This is a genomic window from Paracoccus sp. PARArs4 (assembly GCF_947311865.1).
GTDB lineage: Bacteria > Pseudomonadota > Alphaproteobacteria > Rhodobacterales > Rhodobacteraceae > Paracoccus > Paracoccus zeaxanthinifaciens.
In genome coordinates this window covers 22606-42405 of record NZ_CAMZMW010000010.1, presented here as the reverse complement: position 1 = coordinate 42405, position 19800 = coordinate 22606, and the positions used below count along the sequence as shown (strand labels likewise).

17 protein-coding genes and 1 tRNA gene are annotated in these 19800 nt (G+C 69.5%); 9 read left to right on the top strand and 9 right to left on the bottom strand.

Features of this window, described 5'->3' with window-relative positions; translation table 11 throughout:
* Positions 1 to 179: 179 nt before the first annotated feature.
* Positions 180 to 5561 carry a DUF3320 domain-containing protein gene (locus QMZ16_RS09965; RefSeq protein WP_282603117.1) on the top strand — a complete coding sequence of 1794 codons (5382 nt, stop codon included), beginning with the start codon at positions 180 to 182 and terminating at the stop codon, positions 5559 to 5561.
* Positions 5562 to 5575: 14 nt separating this feature from the next.
* On the opposite strand, the gene QMZ16_RS09960 is transcribed toward QMZ16_RS09965, so the two are convergent.
* The 5 genes from QMZ16_RS09960 to QMZ16_RS09940 all read right to left on the bottom strand — a co-directional run bounded on the left by QMZ16_RS09960 (position 5576) and on the right by QMZ16_RS09940 (position 10203).
* Complete coding sequence (locus tag QMZ16_RS09960; protein WP_022706266.1) at positions 5576 to 6031, bottom strand: DUF302 domain-containing protein; 456 nt, start codon at positions 6029 to 6031, stop codon at positions 5576 to 5578.
* Positions 6032 to 6118: 87 nt separating this feature from the next.
* A complete protein-coding gene (madM, locus tag QMZ16_RS09955) occupies positions 6119 to 6883 on the bottom strand; it encodes a malonate transporter subunit MadM (RefSeq protein WP_282603116.1) in 765 nt (254 codons plus the stop codon).
* Positions 6884 to 6886: 3 nt separating this feature from the next.
* A complete protein-coding gene (gene madL, locus QMZ16_RS09950; protein WP_022706264.1) occupies positions 6887 to 7279 on the bottom strand; it encodes a malonate transporter subunit MadL in 393 nt (130 codons plus the stop codon).
* Positions 7280 to 7350: 71 nt separating this feature from the next.
* On the bottom strand, positions 7351 to 8871 hold the full coding sequence (locus QMZ16_RS09945) for a malonyl-CoA synthase (protein WP_282603115.1): 1521 nt from the start codon (positions 8869 to 8871) through the stop codon (positions 7351 to 7353).
* An 18-nt stretch (positions 8872 to 8889) separates the two neighbouring features.
* On the bottom strand, positions 8890 to 10203 hold the full coding sequence (locus QMZ16_RS09940; protein WP_282603114.1) for a malonyl-CoA decarboxylase: 1314 nt from the start codon (positions 10201 to 10203) through the stop codon (positions 8890 to 8892).
* A 124-nt stretch (positions 10204 to 10327) separates the two neighbouring features.
* On the opposite strand from QMZ16_RS09940, the gene QMZ16_RS09935 reads away from it, so the two are divergent.
* The 8 genes from QMZ16_RS09935 to QMZ16_RS09900 all read left to right on the top strand — a co-directional run bounded on the left by QMZ16_RS09935 (position 10328) and on the right by QMZ16_RS09900 (position 15447).
* On the top strand, positions 10328 to 10990 hold the full coding sequence (locus QMZ16_RS09935) for a GntR family transcriptional regulator (RefSeq protein ID WP_282603113.1): 663 nt from the start codon (positions 10328 to 10330) through the stop codon (positions 10988 to 10990).
* A gap of 28 nt (positions 10991 to 11018) precedes the next feature.
* Complete coding sequence (locus QMZ16_RS09930) at positions 11019 to 11663, top strand: DsbA family oxidoreductase (RefSeq protein ID WP_282603112.1); 645 nt, start codon at positions 11019 to 11021, stop codon at positions 11661 to 11663.
* Between the two features lie 106 nt (positions 11664 to 11769).
* Positions 11770 to 12075: a DUF2282 domain-containing protein gene (locus QMZ16_RS09925; protein ID WP_028725550.1), complete on the top strand. Its 306-nt coding sequence runs from the start codon at positions 11770 to 11772 to the stop codon at positions 12073 to 12075.
* 78 nt (positions 12076 to 12153) lie between these two features.
* Positions 12154 to 13002 (top strand): DUF692 domain-containing protein, encoded by an 849-nt coding sequence (locus QMZ16_RS09920; RefSeq protein WP_282603111.1) that lies wholly within the window; start codon positions 12154 to 12156, stop codon positions 13000 to 13002.
* A complete protein-coding gene (locus QMZ16_RS09915; protein ID WP_282603110.1) occupies positions 12989 to 13744 on the top strand; it encodes a DNA-binding domain-containing protein in 756 nt (251 codons plus the stop codon). Before QMZ16_RS09920 ends, QMZ16_RS09915 begins: the two co-directional genes overlap by 14 nt.
* Entirely contained in the window at positions 13741 to 14157 is a 417-nt protein-coding gene (locus QMZ16_RS09910) for a DoxX family protein (protein ID WP_282603109.1), read from the top strand. The genes QMZ16_RS09915 and QMZ16_RS09910 overlap by 4 nt, the downstream gene beginning before the upstream one ends.
* Positions 14158 to 14230: 73 nt before the next feature.
* Positions 14231 to 14809: a sigma-70 family RNA polymerase sigma factor gene (locus QMZ16_RS09905; RefSeq protein ID WP_282603108.1), complete on the top strand. Its 579-nt coding sequence runs from the start codon at positions 14231 to 14233 to the stop codon at positions 14807 to 14809.
* Complete coding sequence (locus QMZ16_RS09900; protein WP_282603107.1) at positions 14806 to 15447, top strand: DUF1109 domain-containing protein; 642 nt, start codon at positions 14806 to 14808, stop codon at positions 15445 to 15447. Before QMZ16_RS09905 ends, QMZ16_RS09900 begins: the two co-directional genes overlap by 4 nt.
* Position 15448: 1 nt before the next feature.
* Here the strand turns inward: QMZ16_RS09900 and QMZ16_RS09895 are convergent.
* The 4 genes from QMZ16_RS09895 to fdhE form a co-directional block, all read right to left on the bottom strand.
* Positions 15449 to 15544 (bottom strand) — tRNA-Sec (locus QMZ16_RS09895).
* 59 nt (positions 15545 to 15603) lie between these two features.
* Positions 15604 to 17472: a selenocysteine-specific translation elongation factor gene (gene selB / locus QMZ16_RS09890; RefSeq protein WP_282603106.1), complete on the bottom strand. Its 1869-nt coding sequence runs from the start codon at positions 17470 to 17472 to the stop codon at positions 15604 to 15606.
* Positions 17469 to 18845, bottom strand: a complete 1377-nt coding sequence (gene selA, locus QMZ16_RS09885; protein ID WP_282603105.1) for an L-seryl-tRNA(Sec) selenium transferase — start codon at positions 18843 to 18845, stop codon at positions 17469 to 17471. The genes selB and selA overlap by 4 nt, the downstream gene beginning before the upstream one ends.
* Entirely contained in the window at positions 18845 to 19759 is a 915-nt protein-coding gene (fdhE, locus tag QMZ16_RS09880; protein ID WP_282603104.1) for a formate dehydrogenase accessory protein FdhE, read from the bottom strand. The genes selA and fdhE overlap by 1 nt, the downstream gene beginning before the upstream one ends.
* Between the last annotated feature and the right edge of the window lie 41 nt (positions 19760 to 19800).

Sequence of the window (19800 nt, the reverse complement as noted above, 5' to 3'; positions counted from 1 at the left end):
GTCAAACTTTCGACTTGACCCGGAACATATCGTGATCGCATCTATGGCGGGATGCAGTCGGGCAATACAACATCTAGAAACGACCCTGTGATGCGGAACGTGAAGAACACCCCGCATCCCATTGTGCGATAAACGCTTTCCCGACGCAGCGGCACAAACGGCAACGACGACCCCTTGGATTGGACGAATTGGAAGACCTCAGCCCCGAAGGCGCTGCCCCGGCAGTCGGCCTTGACCTCGAACCGGTGGACCGGATCAACTTCGCCCTGTCGCAGAACGGACTGTCGATCCTGCGACGCGTCGCGCTGCGAAACGACGGCGACGAGGCGCTGGAAAATCTGGACGTCACGCTGCTGACGCGCCCCGCCGCCATGCGCCCGCGCAGCTTCCGCATCGACCGGATCGCGCCGGGGGCGACCGTGACGCTGCCGCAGGCGGAAACGCCGCTGGACAATGCGCTGCTGGGCGGTCTGAACGAGGCCGAATGGGGCGAGGTCGTCCTGCAGGTCCACCAGTCCGAGACGCTGCTGGCCGAAACCTCGCGCCCGGTCGAGATGCTGGCGCGGGACGAATGGGGCGGGCTGTCGATGGCGCCGCTGCTGGCCGCCCACCTGTCGCCGAACGACGCGCTGGTCGCGGGCATCCTCAAGGACGCCGCGCGGCTGCTGGAAGCCGTGGGCGAACCCGGCGACATCGACGGATACCGCTCGGGCGATCCGGGCCGGGTCTGGATGCTGGCGGGGGCGATCTGGTCGGCGCTGACGGGATGGGGCCTCAGCTATGCGCTGCCGCCCGCGTCCTTCGAACGGCAGGGCCAGAAGCTGCGCGACCCCGCGCGCATCCGCTCCGAGGGGCTGGCGACCTGCCTCGACACGGCGGTCCTTCTGGCCTCGTGCTTCGAGGCTGCGGGCCTCAACCCCGTCGTGCTCTTCGCCGAGGGGCATGCCTGGACCGGCTTCTGGCTGACCGACGCCGATTTCGGCTGCGTGTCGGAACCCGACGTGATGACGGTACGCAAGGCCGTCGATGCGCGCGAACTGGTGATGCTGGAAACCACCTACCTGACGCGCCGCCCCGCCATCGCCTTCGAAGAGGCCGCCGCCGCGGGCCGCGATCTCGTTGCCGAACGGAACGAGCACGGCTTCCTCCAGGCGCTGGACATCCGCCGCGCACGTGCCGCGGGCATCCGCCCGATGGCCAGCCACCGCCCCCCCGAGGATGCCGATCCCGACGCCCCCGTCGCGCCCGCCGCCCTGCCCCGTCCGCTGCCGCCCGGCATGATGCCCGCCAGCCCGATCGCGGACGACACCCCGCAGAACGCCGCCGACCGCATCGCCCGCTGGCAGCGCAAGCTGCTGGACCTGTCGCTGCGCAACCGGCTGCTGAACTTCCGCGACACGCGCCAGACCCTGCCCTTCATCTGCCCCGACATCCCCGCGCTGGAGGATCGGCTGGCGCAGGGTCAGGGCGTGCGGGCGGAATCGCTGGCGGGCGACGCCCTGCCCGAGGATCCCGCGATCATCGACCAGATGGCCCGCGACGCCTTCCAGCGCGGGCGCATCGCCGTCCCGCTGCCCGGCAAGGACATGCAGGACCGGCTGCTGGACCTGTATCGCAAGGCCCGCAGCGACCTGCAGGAGGGCGGGACGAACACGCTGTTCCTGGCCGCGGGCTTCCTGCGCTGGAAGAAATCGGCGCAGGATACCCGCAGCTATCGCGCGCCGCTGTTGCTGATCCCGGTCCGGCTGACGCGCCGCTCGGCCCAGTCCGATTTCGTGATCGAACCGCACGAGGACGACATCCGCTTCAACACCACCCTGCTGGAGTTCCTGAAGCGCGATTTTGACCTGAAGATCCCCGAGCTGGAGGGCGATCTGCCCCGCGACGAGGCAGGCTTCGACCTGACGCGGATCTTCACGACGATGCGCGCCCGCATCCGCGACGTGCCGGGCTTCGAGCTGGTCGAGGAATCCGCCCTCTCGACCTTCTCCTTCGCCAAGTTCCTGATGTGGAAGGACCTGGCCGACCGCACCGACAGCCTGCGCAACAGCGCGCTGGTCCGTCACCTGGTCGACAACCCCGAAACCCCGTTCCTGCCCGAGGGCGATCCGGGGCTTGCAGGACCGCGCGACGTGGACCGCCGCCTGCCGCCGCAGGACCTCTTCGCGCCGCTGCCTGCCGACAGCTCTCAGCTGGCCGCCGTCCTGTCGGCGCAGGAGGGGCGCGACTTCGTGCTGATCGGCCCGCCCGGCACCGGCAAGAGCCAGACCATCGCAAACATCATCAGCCAGTGTCTTGCGACGGGCCGCACGGTCCTGTTCGTGGCCGAGAAATCCGCCGCGCTGGATGTCGTGCATCGCCGCCTGAACGCGCATGGCCTGGGCGATGCCGTGCTGGAGCTGCATTCCAACAAGGCCGACCGCAAGTCGGTCATGGCCCAGCTGGGCCGCAGCTGGGATCGCGCGTCCGAGGGCAGCGATGCCGAATGGGCGCGCGTCACGGCGGATCTGGATGTCACGCGGCAGGAGCTGAACGCCTATGTCGCGGCGCTTCATGCGACGGGGCGGCAGGGGTTCAGCATCTTCCAGGCCATCGGCTGGGCGCTGAACGCCGATCCGGCGCTGCGCCTGCGTTTCGACAATCGCGATGCCCATGACGAGGAAAGCTTCCGCCGGATGCAGCAGATCGCGGCCACGCTTGGCCGCACGCACGCGGTCGTGCGCGATCTGCCGTCATTCCCGCTGATCGGCGCGCAGGACTGGTCCTTCGGCTGGCAGGCGCGGCTGCTGGAAACCGCGGCGCCGCTGGCGCGCGCGGCACGCGACCTGATGGCCGCACGGCGCGACCTGATCGCGGTCGCGGGCCTGCATGACGACACCCCGCCCGAGGATCTGCTGGCGCTGGCCCGCGCAGGCGACGGCACGGACGACCTGGTCTGGGCGCTGGATCGCCAGCCCCAGGACCTGCCCCGCCAGGGTCAGGACCTGGCACAGGCCCTGCGCAGCCGCGACGAGGCCAGCGCCTGCCTTGCCGCGACCTATGATCCCGGCGCGCGAATTCCGGTCGATCGGCTGGACAGCGACTGGCGAGAGGCGCAGGCCAGGATCTGGCCGCTGTCCTCGCTGGCGACGGGCCGCCTGCGCAAGCTGCTGCAGACCTATGCGACGGCAGGACAGGCCGATCCGCAGACCGACATCCCCGCACTGGGCGCCATCGCGCAGGCGCAGGCGGCGATCGACGCATCGCCCCTGCGCGAGGTGGCGGACGATGCCGCGACCCTGACCGCGCGCGTGCAGGCGGCCACAGCCCTGCTGGGTGCCGTGGACGCGCTGCGCCCGCATGTCGTCGAACCGGCGCGATGGCAGGACAGCCTGCGCCGCATCGCCTCGGGCGGGGCGCATCCCGCGCGGGCGTTGCTGGCGGCGCAGGACGCCTTTGCCGCCGCCTGCCCGCCCTTCGCCGATGCGGCGGGCGGCAATCCGGCCTCGGTCCCGCTGGCCGAACTGATCGCGCAGCTGGACGCGCTGGAACAGGCGCGCGAACATCTGCCGGACTGGACCCGCTGGAACGCCGCCCGCCTCCAGGCCGAGGGGGCCGGGCTGGACCCGCTGATCGAGGCGCTGGAGGATGGCCGCCTGACGCAGGACGCCGAGACGGCCTTCCGCAACGCCTATGCCGCGTGGTGGCTGCCCGAGGCGCTGGATACCGACCCCGTTCTGCGCGGCTTTTCCCACTGGGCGCACGAGGACGCGATCGCGCGGTTCCGCGACCTCGACCGCGCCGCGACCGAGATGGCCGCCGGGCAGGTGCTGGCGCGCATCCGCCACGGCCTGCCCGCCCGCGATGCCGTCCCACGCAAGTCGGAACTGGGCACGCTGCGGCACCAGCTGGGGCTTCAGCGTCCCAGCATGCCGATCCGGTCGCTGATCGCGCAGATGCCCGGCGCCTTCACGCGGCTTGCGCCCTGCGTGCTGATGTCGCCGCTGTCGGTCGCGCAATACCTGCCCGCCGGGCAGGCGGCCTTCGACGTGGTGATCTTCGACGAGGCGTCACAGATCACCACCTGGGACGCGATCGGCGCTATCGCGCGCGGGCGCCAGGCGATCATCGTGGGCGATCCCAAGCAGCTGCCGCCGACCAATTTCTTCGGCAAGGTCGAGGACGACGCCGACGACATCCCCGAGACCGAACGCGACCTGCCCTCGATCCTGGACGAGGTGGCGGCATCGGGCGTGCCGACGCAGCAGCTGGACTGGCACTATCGCAGCCGCGACGAGGCGCTGATCGCGTTTTCCAACTGGCACTATTACGGCGGGCGGCTGATCACCTTCCCCTCGCCGCGGACGCAGTCGAACGCGGTGCGGCTGCACCCGGTCGACGGCACCTATGGCCGCGGCAAGGATCGCCGGAACGAGGTCGAGGCCCGCGCCATCACGCAGATGACCGTCGCGCGCCTGACCGAATGGCTGACCCTGCCCGAGGCCGCGCGCCCGACCCTGGGCGTCATCACCTTCAACGCCGAACAGCAGGCGCTGATCCTGGACCTGCTGGACGAGGAACGCCGCCGCGATCCCGAGCTGGAATGGTTCTTCGAGGATGCCCGCGAGGAGCCCGTCATCGTCAAGAACCTCGAGAACATCCAGGGCGACGAACGCGACGTGATGCTGTTCTCGATCACCTACGGGCCGGATCACGCGGGCAAGCTGTCGATGGGCTTCGGCGCGCTGAACGGAACGGGCGGGGAAAAGCGGCTGAACGTCGCCGTCACCCGCGCGCGGTCGGAACTGCACGTCTTCGCCTCGCTGAGGGCCGAGCAGATCGACCTTGCGCGCACCAACGCGACGGGCGTGCGGCACCTCAAGGCGTTCCTCGATTACGCCGAACGCGGGGCCGTGGCGCTGCCCGCGCAGGATACCGGGTCGCAGGGCGGCGTCGACAGCCCGTTCGAGGCCGCCGTCCTGCAGGCGCTGGAACTGCGGGGATGGGAGATCCGGCCCCAGATCGGGGTGTCGGGGTTCCGCATCGACCTGGGCGTCGTGCATCCCGACCATGCCGGGATCTATCTTGCGGGGATCGAATGCGACGGCGCGACCTATCACGGGTCGGCCACGGCGCGGGACCGCGACAAGGTGCGACAGGCGGTGCTGGAGGGGTTGGGCTGGACGATCCTGCGCATCTGGTCGACCGACTGGTTCCGCCACCCGCCCTCTGTCGCAGACCGCATCCACGAGGCGCTGCAGCAGCACCTGGAGGCCGACCGCGCCCTGCGCGCGCAGAAGGACGCTGAAACGCAGCCCCCCGCGCCGCAGGCCGCGACCGCCACGCCCGAGCCCGATCGGTTCTTCGACGCAGCCTATCAGCCGGTGCTGGTCGCCATGATCGCCGAGGAACTGTCGCGTGAGGCTCCGCTGCCCCTGACCGATCTGGCGGGCCGGATCGCGGCGCTGCACGGCTGGCCCCGCGCGGGCGACCGGATCGAGGACAGGGTCCGCGCAGCAATCGACCCCGCCCGGATCGAGTGCCGCGACGGGGTCGAGATGGTGTCGATCGAAGGGGCCTGAGCGGCCCCCTCGCGTCACTCGGCGATGGCCTTGTCGGTCAGCATCCCCATGGCGCCCGCCAGCTTCTCCAGCGGTTCCTCGGCGCCGTCGATCTCGTACAGGTCCTCGAACTCTTCGGGGTCCATGTAGCCGACCTTGGTCTGCCCGTCCTCGTCCCAGATCAGGACGCGGGCGGGCAGGTCCAGCGCGATGCGCGGATCGGCATTCATCAGCGGCGTGCCGATCTCGGGGTTGCCGAAGATCATCACGGTCGCGCCCGGCATTTCCAGGCCGGCAGCCTCGGCTGCGCGCTGGTGGTCGATCCGCGTGACCAGCTTGGCGGGGCTTTCCTCGATGGCGGCTTCCAGCCGGTCGGCGGTCGTCACCACGTCATGCGGGCTGTCCTTCACGATCCAGTCGTCGGGGCCGTCATCGGCCAGAGCGGGCGCGGCCATGAGGGTCATGGCGGTCGCGATCATCGGCAAACGCATGGGCGTTCCTTTCTTCCGTCCCTTGGACGCCCCGCCCCGGATCGGGACAGGGCCGGGGCGGAACACCCGAAGGGCGTGGCCGGTTCCTCAGCCGCCCGTAAGCTGCAGCAGGACCAGGTAGATGACCGACGGCCCCATCAGGCAACCGAGGCCCGTGTAGAACGTCGCCGTCATCGCGCCATAGGGGACCAGCCGCTTGTCGGTCGCGGCGAGGCCCCCCGCGACGCCGCTGGTCGTGCCCATCAGCCCGCCATAGGCCATGGCCGATTTCGGGTTGTTCAGCCCGATCAGCGGCGCGACGAAGGGCGTGCCGATCATCACTAGCACGGCCTTCAAGAGGCCCGCGGCGACCGACAGCGCGATCACGTCCGAACTGGCCCCGAGCGCGGTCCCGGTCACCGGACCCACGATATAGGTCGCGGCACCCCCGCCGATCGTCGCCATGCTGACGGCATCGGTATAGCCGAAGGAGGCGGCGACGACCGCGCCCACCACGAAGGACAGGACGATCCCCATGATCAGCGACAGCACGCCCGCGGTGCCCGCCTTGCGGATCTCGCGCATGTCCACGCCATAGGCGGTCGAGACGATGGCCAGGTCGCGCAGCATCGAGCCGCCCATGATCCCGATGCCCGCGAACAGCGGCATGTCCGCCAGCCCCGAGGACCCGCCCGTGACGCGCCCCCCGATCCAGGCCAGCACCAGGCCCAGGATGATGGCCACGGCCGATCCGTGGACGCGACCCGCGCTCAGCCGGTCAGACAGCTGGTAGGACACCCACATCACCACGCCCACCACCACGAAGGCGAAGACGAGGCCGTTCTTCTCGATCAGTCCGACGATCTCTTCCATGGCTCATGCCTCCTGCGGCATGAGGGGCGGAAGCGGGGCCTCGCGGCCGCCGATACCGGCGATGACGGGAACCATCGCGACGCAGACGACCGTCGCGCCGACCCCCGCGATGATCGCGACGGGACCGCCCGCAAGGGCCGCGACGACGTTCTGCTTGGCCGCCATCGCCACGACGATGGGGATGTACATCGCGCTCCAGAACAGGACCCCCTGTTCGGTCAGCTTGGGCAGCCGACCGGTGCGGCGCATCCAGTCGGTCAGCACGACAAGGATCAGCATCGCGAACCCGACGCCGCCCACATTCGACTGGACGCCCAGCACGGCCCCCAGCAGATCGCCCAGGATGACGCCCGCCAGGTGGCAGGCGGCCAGGGCCGCAACTCCGTAGATGATCATTTCTCTCCTCCCTCTCGTTCGTTTTCCCCGTTTCGCGCGACCTCCTCCGTCGCGCGAAACGGGGCCTTCGTTCAGGCATCCACACCGGCATAGAGCGTGGCGTGATTGCGGCGCAGTTCGGCCTTCTGGACCTTGCCCATGACGTTGCGCGGCAGGGCATCGGCCAGGATCACGCGCTTGGGCTGCTTGAAGCGGGCCAGCTTGTCCGACAGCGCGGCGCGCAGGGCCTCGGGGTCGAGGCTTGCGTCGCCTTTGGGCACGACGACCGCCGTGACGCCCTCGCCCAGGTCGGGATGCGGCAGGCCGATGACCGCGCTTTCCAGGACGCCCGGCAGCGCGTCCAGCGCCTCCTCGACCTCCTTGGGATAGACGTTGTACCCGCCCGAGATGACCAGGTCCTTGTCGCGCCCGCTGATGCGCAGGTATCCGTCATCGCCGATCAGGCCCAGGTCGCCCGTGATGAAGAACCCGTCCTCGCGGAATTCGGAGGCGGTCTTCTCGGGCATGTTCCAGTAGCCCTCGAAGACGTTCGGGCCCTTCACCTCGATCAGGCCGATCTGGCCGTCGGGCAGCGGGGCGCCCGTCTCGCGGTCGGTCACGCGGATGGCGATGCCCGGCAGCGCCATGCCGACTGCGCCCGGAATGCGGTCGCCCTCATAGGGGTTCGACGCGATCATGCAGGTCTCGGTCATCCCATAGCGTTCGAGGATCTTCATGCCGGTGCGTTCCTCGAAGGCGCGGTGATCCTCGGCCAGCAGGGGGGCGGAACCCGACACGAACAGGCGCATGTTCGCCGTCGTCTCGCGCGTCAGGCGGTCGGACTTCAGCAGGCGGGTGTAGAAGGTCGGCACGCCCATCAGGACGGTCGCGCGATCCATCAGGTCGATCGCCTGTTCGGGGTCGAACTTCGTCAGGAAGACCATCGTCGCACCTGCCGTCAGCGCCATGTTGGCGGCGACGAACAGCCCGTGCGTGTGGAAGATCGGCAGCGCGTGGATCAGGCGGTCATCCGCCGTGAAGCGCCAGCATTCCAGCAGCGCCTCGGTGTTCGAGGTCAGGTTGCCATGCGTCAGCACCGCGCCCTTCGACCGCCCCGTCGTCCCCGAGGTATAGAGTATCGCGGCACGATCGGACGGCCCGCATTCCACGCGATCCTCGCGCGGGGTGGCGCTGCGGGCGGCGTCCATCAGCGTGCCGTCGGCATCCGGCCCGAGCGTCTCGACGCGCAGCGCGTCCGAGGCGCGATGCGCGTGATCGGCAGCCACCGCAGGGTCGCAGACGAAGATCCGGGGCGAGGCGTCGCCCACGAAATAGTCGATCTCGGGGCCGGTATAGGCCGTGTTCAGCGGCAGGAAGATGCCGCCGACCTGCAGCACCGCCAGGTACAGCGCGATGGCCTCGGGCGATTTCTCGACCTGGACGGCCACGCGGTCGCCGGGGGTCACGCCCATTTCCGTCAGCGCGCCGGCCATGCGTTCGACGATGTCGCGCATCTGGGCAAAGCTGATGTCGGGCTTGCCGGGGCGCTGGAACAGGGGCTTGCCCTCCAGCAGCTCGGCGGTCTGGATGAATTGCTCGTGGATGGTCTGCATCAGGGTCTCCTCCCCCTCTTATCGTTGCAGGGCTTCGGCAAGCTGTTCGCCATGGGCGACCGTGCCGTCGCGGACGAAGCCCTCGTGGCGGGCCTCGATCAGCGAAAGTTCATAGAGATAGTTGATCATCAGCCCATGCGCGGACCGCATCGCGCCCGACGACAGATCGGCGGGCCAGTTCAGGCGATGCGCGCTGGCACCGTTGCCCAGGTGGAAGCGGGCGACCGGATCGGCGGGCATGCCGCCGCGGCCCTTTTCCTGCACAATGTATCGCGCGGCTATGGCCTCGATCTCGGGGCGCAGGGCCTCGATGGCGTCGGCATCCTCGGACCATTCGCCCGCCGACAGCGCGCGCCCAAGGGCTGTGGCGCGGTCGTCATCCTGCGCGGCCAGCCAGCGGGCAAAGCCCGGCACGGGCGACAGCGTCACGAAGCGCGACAACTGCGGCAGCTCCGCGCTGAGGACCGCGACCACCTGCTTGATCAGGAAGTTCCCGAAGGACACGCCCTTCAGCCCGGCAAGGCTGTTGTTGATGGAATAGAACACGGCCGTGTCGGCATCGACGGCCTCGCGGGCCTCGGGGGCGGTCAGGATCGGGCCGATCGCATCGGGGATGCCGCGCGTCAGGGCGACCTCGACGAAGATCAGCGGCTCGTCGCCAGTCGCGGGGTGGAAGAAGGCATAAAGCCTGCGGTCGTTGTCGGCCAGGCGCCGCTTGAGGTCGTCCCAGCCCCGCATGCGGTGGACGATCTCGTAATCCATGATCTTTTCCAGGATCGCGGCGGGCGAGGCCCAGTCGATCCGGCGCAGCGTCAGGAAGCCGCGGTTGAACCAGGACGCGAAGAGATGCGCGAAATCCTCGTCGATGGGCGCAAGGGCCGGATCGTCGGCGATGGCCTTCAGCAGGTCCTCTCGCATGCGGACCAGCCGCAGGGTCGCGCCGGGCGCCAGGTTCAGACGGCGCAGCAGGGTCTGGCGCGCGGGCTCGACCACACGGAACAGGTCCGCCACAGCGACCGCGTCCCCGCCCGCATCCCATGCGGCATAGGCGCTGCGGATCGCATCGGCATCGACGCCGTAATCGTCGCGCAGATGGGCGAAGAAGGCGCGCTTCTCGTCGTCCGACAGGTCGCCATAGGCGGCCAGCGCCTGTTCGGCCACCGCCACCCGAGAGGCGTCCCCGATCCGGCCCATCAGCACGCTGCAGGCGGCGATCAGCCGCTCGGGTGCGGGGTGGGACAGCGCCTTCAGCGTCTCGGCCTCTCCGGCGCGCTTGCGCCGGGTGATCGCCTCGACGAAATCGGTCAGGAAGGTCAGTCGTTGCTTGCCCATATGCGATCCTCCTCGGGACCAGATATACACCTTCTGGATGTTGTTGTATATAACAGGCTTGCAAATGGACAATTCCCCGCCCGTCGGATGAAATGGGCAGCAAGGACAAGGACATCGCGTGGCCATGAACATCCCGACCGCCCAGAGAATCCGCCTTGCGCTGGAAAACGACATCGTCGACGGGCGCTTTCAGCCGGGCGACAGAATCGACCCCGATGCCATCGCCGCCGACTACGGCTGTTCGCGCACCCCCGTCCGCGAGGCGCTGCAGGCGCTCGAGGCGTCGGGCCTGCTGATCGTCCAGCCCAAGCGCGGCACCTTCGTCACCAAGCTGGGCGTCGCGGAGCTGATGGAGCGGTTCGAGCTGATGGCCCAGATGGAGGCGTTCTGCGCGCGCCTGGCCTGCCGCCGCGCCGAGGATGCCGATCACCGCCGCATCGAGGCCAGCCTGTCCGCCTGCGAACTGGCCGCCAAGGCGGGCGACAGCGACCGCTACTATGCCGAGAACACCGAGTTCCACCAGGCCATCTATCACGCCGCGCATAACGCGTTCCTAGAAGCCGAGACGCTGCGCCTGCAGGCGATCCTGCAACCCTATCGCCGCCGCCAGCTGCAGGCGCGGGGGCGGGTGCGGACCTCGCTTGCCGAACACCGCCAGATCGCCCGCGCCATCCGCGACGGCGCCGAGGACGAGGCCGCCCGCGCGATGCAGGATCACGTCCTGATCCAGGGCGAACGCTTCCGCGATCTGGTGGCGCTTCTGGAAAGGTTGGACAATCGTGCCTAGCTTGGGGGGCTGAACAAGGAAGGATCCCATGACCGAAGCATCCCCGATCCGCGTCGATATCGTCTCGGACGTCGTCTGTCCCTGGTGCGTGATCGGCTATCGCCAGCTTGCGCTTGCCAGCGAACAGACCGGCATTCCCGTCGAGGTGCACTGGCACCCGTTCGAGCTGAACACCGACATGCCCCCCGAAGGCCAGAACCTGCGAGAGCATATCGCCCAGAAATACGGCTCGACCATCGAGGAATCCGAGGCCTCGCGCCAACGCCTGACCGAGCTGGGGGCAGAGCTGGGCTTCGAGTTCAACTATGCCGCCGACATGCGGATGGTGAACACCTTCCGCGCGCATCAGCTGATCGACTGGGCCGCGACCAAGGGCAAGGCGCACGAGGTGAAGATGGCGCTGTTCGCATCCTTCTTCACCGATCGCCGCGACGTGTCCCAGCCCGACGTGCTGGGCGATGCGGCGGTCGCGGCCGGTCTGGACCGCGACGAGGCGCTGGAGGTCCTGCGCGACGAACGCATGGCGGGTGACGTGCGCAAGAAGCAGCAGTTCTGGACCGGGCACGGCATCTCGGGCGTGCCGGCGATGGTGTTCAGCCAACAGCACCTTGTGACCGGCGCGCAGGGGGTCGAGAATTACGGCCGCATCCTGCAGCACCTGGCAGAGGCCTGATCAACATCACGGGTTCGTGATCCGTGTAACGATCGGTTCGGTCGCTCCGAATGGTCAGGGGAAGGACGGCGCAAGATCGTCCTTCCCGTCTGACAAGGAGGACCCGATGACAACCAAGACCAACACGCTTGCACTGGGCGCCGCGCTGACCTGCGCCCTTGGTGCGATGGCAGCCACCCCCGTCCACGCGCAGGGCATGGAAAAATGCTTCGGCGTCTCGCTGGCGGGCGAGAACGACTGCGCCGCCGGACCGGGCACGACCTGCGCCGGAACCTCGAAGGTGGATTACCAGGGCAACGCCTGGACGCTGGTGCCGGCGGGGACCTGCGCGGATATCGCGCTGCCCGCCGCCGATGACGGCACCGCGCGGCAGGGATCGCTCTCGGAACTCGACCGCGACATCCCTGCCTGACCGGCAGGGCGCGCGTGCGCGGGTTCCCCCGGCCGCGCACGCGCCATCCGCCCCGTTCCATCCGCCAAGGTGAACACCATGTCCCATCTTCCCGCACGCCCCGGTGTCGGCTTCAAGTCGAAGCACTTCGCCGATATCGCTCGCGACCCCGGTCCGGTCGGCTTCTTCGAGGTCCATGCCGAGAACTACATGGGCGCGGGCGGGCTGCCCCATGCGCAGCTGACCGCGCTGCGCGCCGATCACGCGCTGTCGGTGCATGGCGTCGGCCTGTCGATCGGCGGCCACAAGGGGCTGGACGAGGATCACCTGGCGCGGCTGAAGACCCTCTGCGACCGTTACCAGCCCGACAGTTTTTCCGAGCATCTCGCATGGTCCAGCCACGGGGCGGAGTATCTCAACGACCTGCTGCCCCTGCCCTATACCGAGCAGACGCTGCAGATCGTTGCCGATCACGTCGACCGCGTGCAGGAGGTTCTGGGCCGGCCAATGCTGCTCGAGAACCCCGCGACCTATGTGCTGTTCGAACAGTCGACCATCCCCGAACCCGAATTCATGGCGAGGGTCGCCGACCGCACCGGCTGCGGGCTGCTGCTGGACGTGAACAATGTCTTCGTGTCCTGCGTGAACCATCGCTGCGATCCGCTGGACTATCTTGCGGATTTCCGGCTGGACCTCGTGGCCGAGATCCACCTGGGCGGCCACGACCAGGAGGACCTGCCCTCGGGGCCGCTGCTGATCGACAGCCACGGCGCGCCCGTGGCGGACCCGGTCTGGGCGCTGTTTCGCGACATCATCGCCCGCACCGGCCCGCTTCCCACGCTGGTCGAATGGGACAACGACGTTCCCGAATGGTCCGTGCTGGCCGCCGAGGCCGCACGCGCCGATGCAATCCTTCGCGAAAGGGGGCAGAGCCTTGCCGCACAGTGATTTCCTGACCGCGTTCCGGGCGGGCCTGCAGGACGGCACCCTGCCCCCCGGACTGACCGCCATCGACCCGGCCGAGACCGGCCAGCGTTTCGCGGTCTATCGCAACAACGTGGCCGTCGGCCTGTCCGAGGCGCTGGCCGCCCGTTTCCCCGTCATCCGCCGCCTGGTGGGCGAGGAATTCTTTGCGGCGCTGGCGCGGGCCTTCATCCGCGACGACCGCCCCGCCAGCCCCGTCATCGCGGAATGGGGCGAGGGCTTTGCCGATTTCCTGCGCGGTTTCGCGCCGCTGGCCGCCCATCCCTACATGGCCGACGTGGCGCGGCTGGAGCATGCGCGGGGCCGCGCCTTCCACGCCGCCGACGCGATGCCGGTGGCACCGGGCGACCTGGCGCGATGCGCCCCCGAGCGGCTGATCCTGGGGCTGCACCCCTCGGTCCAGGTGCTGCGCTTCGGGCATGCGGCGCTCTCGGTCTGGCTGGCGAACCAGCCGGACGGGCCGCCCGTCCGCGACCATGCGCGGGCAGAGACCGCGCTGATCCTGCGCGACCCGGCGTTCCAGGTCCATGTCGTGGGCATTTCCGAAGCCGACGCCGCCCTGATCGAGGCCCTGCAGCAGGGCCGCCCCCTTGCCGATGCGGCCCGATGCGCATTGCGGATCGACCCCGACCATTCGGCGCAGGACATCCTCGTGCGGCTGATGTCGGGCGGGGCCATCACCAGCGCCCTGGAGGAAGCGCCATGATCGCGACGTTGAACACCGTCCTTGCAGCCATCCCGCGCGACATTCCCGCGCTGGCCCTGCGCGTCTTTCCGGCGATGGTCTTCCTGCAATCGGGCCGCACCAAGGTCGAGGGCTTCGGCATCAAGGAATCGACCTGGTTCCTGTTCGAACACGAATACGCCCTGCCCCTGATCCCGTCCGACTGGGCGGCGGTGATGGCGACGGTCGCGGAACATGTCCTGCCGGTCCTGATGATCCTGGGGCTGATGACGCGACTGTCGGCCCTGGGGCTGCTGGCGATGACGGCGGTGATCCAGGTCTTCGTCTATCCGGGGGCGTGGATCACCCACGGGTTTTGGGCCGGAGCCCTGCTTGCGGTGATCGTCCACGGGCCGGGACGCTGGTCCATCGACCGTGCCCTTCGGCTGGACTGAGGAAGACGTGATGACCTTCGTCCAGTCATATGCGGCCCCCCGGCATTGCCTCGCCCCCGTTCGAAGCGCTATTTTGAGCGATAGCTTCGATAACGGACGGGAGGTCGCGCTGGAACCGCAGGGCGAATGGGAAAGGCTGTTGACGGCCGCGAACGCGGGCGACGGCGCCGCCTTTGCGCGGTTCCTGACACTGATCACGCCGGTCATGCGCGGCATCATCCGCGCACGCGCCGGCACGATGGGCAGCGACGAACACGAGGACATCCTTCAGGAGGTCCTTCTGGCGGTCCATCTGAAGCGGGGGACATGGCAGGGCGACAGGCCCGTGCGGCCCTGGCTCTATGCGGTGGCGCGACACAAGATCGTCGATGCCTTCCGCAAGCGCGGCAGCGCGATCCAGGTGCCCATCGAGGCATTCGAGGAGACGCTGCCCGCCGAACGAAGCGACGAACCCATGGCCGCCCGCGACCTGACGGCCATGCTGGACCAGATAGACGAGCGATCGGCCACAATCGTGCGCGCGATCGCGATCGAAGGTGAAAGCGCCGAGACCGCCGGAGAACGCGTCGGGCTCAGCGCAGGTGCCGCACGGGTATCGATGCACAGGGCGATGAAGCGCCTGAGCGCCCTGGCGGAGAGGATGACGAGATGAGCCAACGACAGACCACCGAAGACCTGATCGCCAGCCTTGCGGCCATGCCTGCGCCGCCCCGGCTGCGCATGTCCCGCATCGCGCTGCAGATCGCGGGGCTGGTCGGCATCGGCCTCGTGCTGCTGCTGATCGGCACCGGGCTGCGGCCCGACCTGGCCCATGCGCTGACGACGCCGGTCACGCTGGCCAAGAACGCCATTCCGCTGGCGCTGGCCGCAATCGCGCTGCCCGCTGCCATGATGACCGCCCGCCCCGAGGCCGAGCCCCCCGTCTGGCTGCTGCTGCTGCCCGCCGGACTGGCCGCCGCGCTGTTCGTGGCGACGCTTGCGGAAACACCGGTCGCGCAGATCCCGCGCGGGATCATGGGCAATACCGTCGCGGCCTGCCTGACCTCGATCACGGCGCTCTCGCTGACGCCCATCGTCGTGGGGATCGCCCTGATGCGCCGGGGCGCCACGACGCGTCCGACCCTGACGGGCGCGCTGATCGGGCTGGCATCGGGGGCAGGTGCTGCTGCGGGCTATGCCCTCCACTGCGCCGAGGACAACCCGCTGTTCTATGTCACCTGGTACGGCATGGGCATCTGCATCGCGACCCTGATCGGGGCCATGCTGGGACGCCGCTGGCTGCGCTGGTGATTGGCGGAAGGGAATGGGAGTCGAACCCACCCGGGACAGGCTCGCTGCCCCAACCGGATTTGAAGTCCGGCCGCCCCACCGGGGACGATTCCCTTCCATGACGCGACTGGCGCGGGACGGCCTTGATGGCCAAGCCCCGCGCCCTTTGCAAGCGCCTTATCCGAACAGATCCAGGCGATGTGGGTTCAGCTTGCGCATGTCCCCGCGCCGGATCGTCACACCCAGCCTGTCGAAGAAGTCCAGTATCTCGATCGCGACCTTGCGGCCGTTGTTCAGCCGGTCGCGGAATGCGGGGGCCGCGAACCAGTCGCCCTCGGCCTGCTCAGCCACGTCGCGCAGGATGGCCAGCATCTCGACCGTGACCTCTCGGGCGAAGAAGTGGTCGGTGGCCACCTGATCGGTCAGACCCAGCTTCTGCGTCAGACGCATCGCGCGGCGCAGCTCGCGTTCATCGACCCCGAACTCGGTCGCGAAGTCGCGCACGCGCGGCGGGCGGAACCGCTGTTCCCCGACCAGGACCGGATGGACGCGCTGCCAGATCGCCTCGTCCTCGGGGGAGAGGCGGACCGAGTGGCCGGGCAGCCGCAGGAAGGCCCCGTCCAGCACGACGCGACCCTCGGCGGCCTCGGACCGCAGGAAGGCCAGATGCGCGTCCTTGGGCAGGCGCGGCTGCATCGACAGGCGCAGCCTTTCGCGGCCAAGCCCCGGCATGTCGGGGTTTTCCTCGTGGAAGGCCGCAAGCTGTTCGGTCAGTTGATGCCGCAGACCCGCCAGATGCGCGTCCGACAGCGCGACGCCCGCGAAGTTCGGGATGCGGTCGTCCTGCGGCAGCCCTCTGTCGCGGAAGAAAACGCGCAGATCGACCGGCGCGATGTCCAGCATGCGCGGCAGCGGATCGGGCAGCCGCGCCGCCCCGATCAGCGCAAGCCGTTCGGGCGTGCGCCTGCGCCGCGCGGGCGGGCGCAGGTCCAGGAACCGCCCCCCGCCGATGGTCCGACTGGCCGAGACGTCGCGCAGCACGAAGCGGTCGCCCACCGCAGCCGCGACCGGACGGTCCAGCACGATCTGCACGGGCCCGCCCTCGCCCGGGCGGATCGGATCGCCCAGGGGGACGATCCTAGCGCCGCGTTCGGCGGCATGGCTGTGCAGGCGCGCGGGAAACCAGGTGCCGACGGGCTTGGGTTCCGACGGCAGGACCGACAGCCAGGCGTCGATGCGGTCCGTCGGGGCCAGAAGCTCAGGCGCCATCAGCATGTCGCCGCGATGGATCGCGTCCTTGGCGATCCCCTCGCCCGCCAGATTGACCGCGCAACGCTGGCCCGCGACGCCCGTGGTCGCGGCGCGGTTCTGCGCGTGGACGCCCCGCACACGGGCCGCGATCCCCTCCGGCCCGATCACGACCTGATCCCCGACCGAGACGCGCCCCTGCACGACCATCCCCGTCACGACCGTCCCCGCCCCCGACAGGGTGAAGCTGCGATCGACCGACATGCGCAGCGGCAGCGCATCGGCGCGGGCGGCGGTCGCGGCCTCGGCCCGGATCAGCGCCTCGCGCAGCGCGTCGATCCCGGCACCCGTGACGGCGGATACCGGCATCACCGGCGCACCCGCCAGCAGGGTCGGCGCCAGCGCGCCCCCGATCTGCGCGCGGACCTGCGACAGGCGGTCGTCGTCCACGAGGTCGCATTTCGTCAGCGCCACGATTGCACGGTTAAGGCCCAGCAGGTCCAGGATGGCCAGATGTTCGCGCGTCTGCGGCATGATCCCGTCATCCGCCGCCACAATCAGCAGCGCCATGTCGATCCCGCCCGCACCCGCAAGCATGGTGTGGATCAGCCTCTCGTGTCCCGGAACATCGACGAAGCCCGTGACGCCTCCGCCGCCCAGATCGGCATAGGCGAAGCCCAGGTCGATGGTGATGCCACGGGCCTTCTCCTCGGCCAGGCGATCGGCATCGGTGCCGGTCAGCGCCTTCACGAGGGCGGTCTTGCCGTGGTCGATATGTCCTGCGGTTCCGACGATCATCGCCCGGCCAGCGCCCCGGTCAGATCGTCATCCGCGCCAAGGCAGCGCAGGTCCAGGATCAGCGCCCCGTCGCGGATATGCCCGATGATGGGGCGCGGCAGGGCGCGCAGCCGCGCGGCAAGGCGGTCGGGCGCATCGCCGCCCTGCCCCGTCAGCCGCAACCCCGCCGAGGGGATCGTGTCGGTCGGCAGCGCGCCCGACCCCACCTGGCTGTCGCAGGCGCAGGTTTCGGCGTGGAAGCCCCAGTCCGACAGGATCTTCGCGACCTGCGGCAGCACCCGTTCGGCCTGCGCGGCGATCTCGGCTTGCGGGCGCGACAGCATGCGCAGCACCGGCAGACGCGCCGCCAGACGATCCGGATCGCGATAGAGCCGCAGCGTCGCCTGCAGCGCCGCGATGCGGATCTTGTCCAGCCGCAGCGCGCGCTTCAGCGGGTTGCGGTTGATCTGCGCGATCAGGTCGCGCCGCCCGACGATGAAGCCCGCCTGCGGGCCGCCCAGCAGCTTGTCCCCCGAGAAGGTCACCAGGTCGGCCCCCTCGGCGACGGCCTCGGCCACGGTCGGTTCGCGGCGCAACCCCCACCGCGACAGGTCCACCAACGACCCCGCGCCCAGATCGTTCAGCAGCACGACGCCCGCCTCGCGCGCGATGCGCGACAGTTCGGGGGCTCCCACCTCGGAGGTGAAGCCCTCGATGCGATAGTTCGAGGTATGAACCTTGAGGATCAGCCCCGTATCCGCGTCGATCGCGGACTGGTAATCGCGCGGATGGGTGCGGTTCGTGGTCCCCACCTCGACCAGGCGCGTGCCGGCGCGGGACATGATGTCGGGCATGCGGAAGGCGCCGCCGATCTCGATCAGCTCGCCCCGCGACACGATGCTGCCGCGCCCCTGCCCGAAGGTATTCAGCGCGATCAGCACGGCTGCGGCGTTGTTGTTCAGGATGGTCGCATCCTCGGCCCCGGTCAGCTCGCACAGGATGTCGCGAAGGTGGTCGTCGCGCTGTCCGCGACCGCCGGTCGCAAGGTCGAATTCCAACGCAAGCGGTGCGGCCATGGCGGTCGCGGCGGCCTCGACCGCCTCGGGGGCCAGGATCGCGCGGCCCAGATTGGTGTGCAGGACCGTGCCGGTCAGGTTCAGCATGGGCCGCAGCCCCGTCGCGGCGGCGGCGGCCAGTTCGGCGGCGATCAGATGCGGCAGCGCGGCGGCCTGCGCAGGTCCGTCGGCACCGTCGCGGATCGCATCGCGAGCGCCGTCCAGACGCGCACGGGCGGCGGCGGTGACCGCCTGCCGCCCGTGTTCCGCGACCAGTGCCGCGACCGGTTCCGATTGCAGCAGCTGATCGACGGATGGCAGGGCCCGGAAGCCCTGCATCAGAACCCCGCCAGGAAGGGGTTGAAGCCCCCGCGCGTCACGCCCTTGTCCTTCATCAGCAGGTCCAGCCCAAGCGAGCCGACATCGTCCGCGATGGGTTCCAGGCTGTGGTTCGCCGTCTGGGTCAGGATCTTGACCCAATGGCCGCACTTGCCACATTCCTCGGCGCGGACGGTGGCCTCGGCGGTTTCGACGCTGCGATAGGACACGTCCTCGTTCGAGCCGCAGCAGAGGCAGGTCACGCGCACCTCGTTCCAGCGGGTCTGGCAGCAGGCGCAGGTCGCATAGCGCACGCCTTCCAGCTGGCCGACCGTGGTCAGGGACGAGGTGGCCGCCCGCCCGCCGCAGGACGGGCAGACGCCCGTGCGGATCGGGACCAGCGCATCCGCATCCAGCGTCGCCGCAAGGCGAGCCAGGTGCAGCTGCACGGCCAGCGAGGCAAACAGGTGGGGCGCTGCGCTGTCATCGGGGATCGTGTCGGACAGGATGTTCCCGACCAGCCAGTGCCGGTCCGCGACCCCGGCCGAGGTGACGGCGGACAGCGCAAGCCGCGCCTCTTCGGGCATCTCGATGGACTGGGCCTCGGACAGGAAGCGGTCCAGCAGGATGTGCAGGTCGGGATCGGTCGCCAGCTTCGCGCGGTCGATCGGCGGCATCCGGCTTTCGCGCGCAAGGTCGATGCGGTCGCGCGGGACGGGGGTCACCTGCGGCAGATCGCGCGCGATGCGGTCCTGCAGGGCCACCAGTTCGCCCAGAAATTTCAGATAGGGCGCAAGGTTCTGGCTGTGCTGCGACAGGAAGTCGAAGCGCCGCGCGCGCGTCGCGAACAGGCGCGCGGGGTTCGGCAGAAAGGCAAGCGGCGCCTGAGGGACGCCGCCGATGACCGTCGGATCGGGTTGGATGGTGGTAGTCATGATCCTCTCTGGGCCGACCGGCCACGAAAGTCGGGTCGGCG

Bases quoted from the DNA above. Each gene is read 5' to 3' on its own strand.
- QMZ16_RS09960 (WP_022706266.1), bottom strand. From the start codon at position 6,031: ATGCGTTTGCCGATGATCGCGACCGCCATGACCCTCATGGCCGCGCCC.
- madM (WP_282603116.1), bottom strand. From the start codon at position 6,883: ATGGAAGAGATCGTCGGACTGATCGAGAAGAACGGCCTCGTCTTCGCC.
- madL (WP_022706264.1), bottom strand. From the start codon at position 7,279: ATGATCATCTACGGAGTTGCGGCCCTGGCCGCCTGCCACCTGGCGGGC.
- QMZ16_RS09945 (WP_282603115.1), bottom strand. From the start codon at position 8,871: ATGCAGACCATCCACGAGCAATTCATCCAGACCGCCGAGCTGCTGGAG.
- QMZ16_RS09940 (WP_282603114.1), bottom strand. From the start codon at position 10,203: ATGGGCAAGCAACGACTGACCTTCCTGACCGATTTCGTCGAGGCGATC.
- QMZ16_RS09935 (WP_282603113.1), top strand. From the start codon at position 10,328: ATGAACATCCCGACCGCCCAGAGAATCCGCCTTGCGCTGGAAAACGAC.
- QMZ16_RS09930 (WP_282603112.1), top strand. From the start codon at position 11,019: ATGACCGAAGCATCCCCGATCCGCGTCGATATCGTCTCGGACGTCGTC.
- QMZ16_RS09925 (WP_028725550.1), top strand. From the start codon at position 11,770: ATGACAACCAAGACCAACACGCTTGCACTGGGCGCCGCGCTGACCTGC.
- QMZ16_RS09920 (WP_282603111.1), top strand. From the start codon at position 12,154: ATGTCCCATCTTCCCGCACGCCCCGGTGTCGGCTTCAAGTCGAAGCAC.
- QMZ16_RS09910 (WP_282603109.1), top strand. From the start codon at position 13,741: ATGATCGCGACGTTGAACACCGTCCTTGCAGCCATCCCGCGCGACATT.
- QMZ16_RS09900 (WP_282603107.1), top strand. From the start codon at position 14,806: ATGAGCCAACGACAGACCACCGAAGACCTGATCGCCAGCCTTGCGGCC.
- selB (WP_282603106.1), bottom strand. From the start codon at position 17,472: ATGATCGTCGGAACCGCAGGACATATCGACCACGGCAAGACCGCCCTC.
- selA (WP_282603105.1), bottom strand. From the start codon at position 18,845: ATGCAGGGCTTCCGGGCCCTGCCATCCGTCGATCAGCTGCTGCAATCG.
- fdhE (WP_282603104.1), bottom strand. From the start codon at position 19,759: ATGACTACCACCATCCAACCCGATCCGACGGTCATCGGCGGCGTCCCT.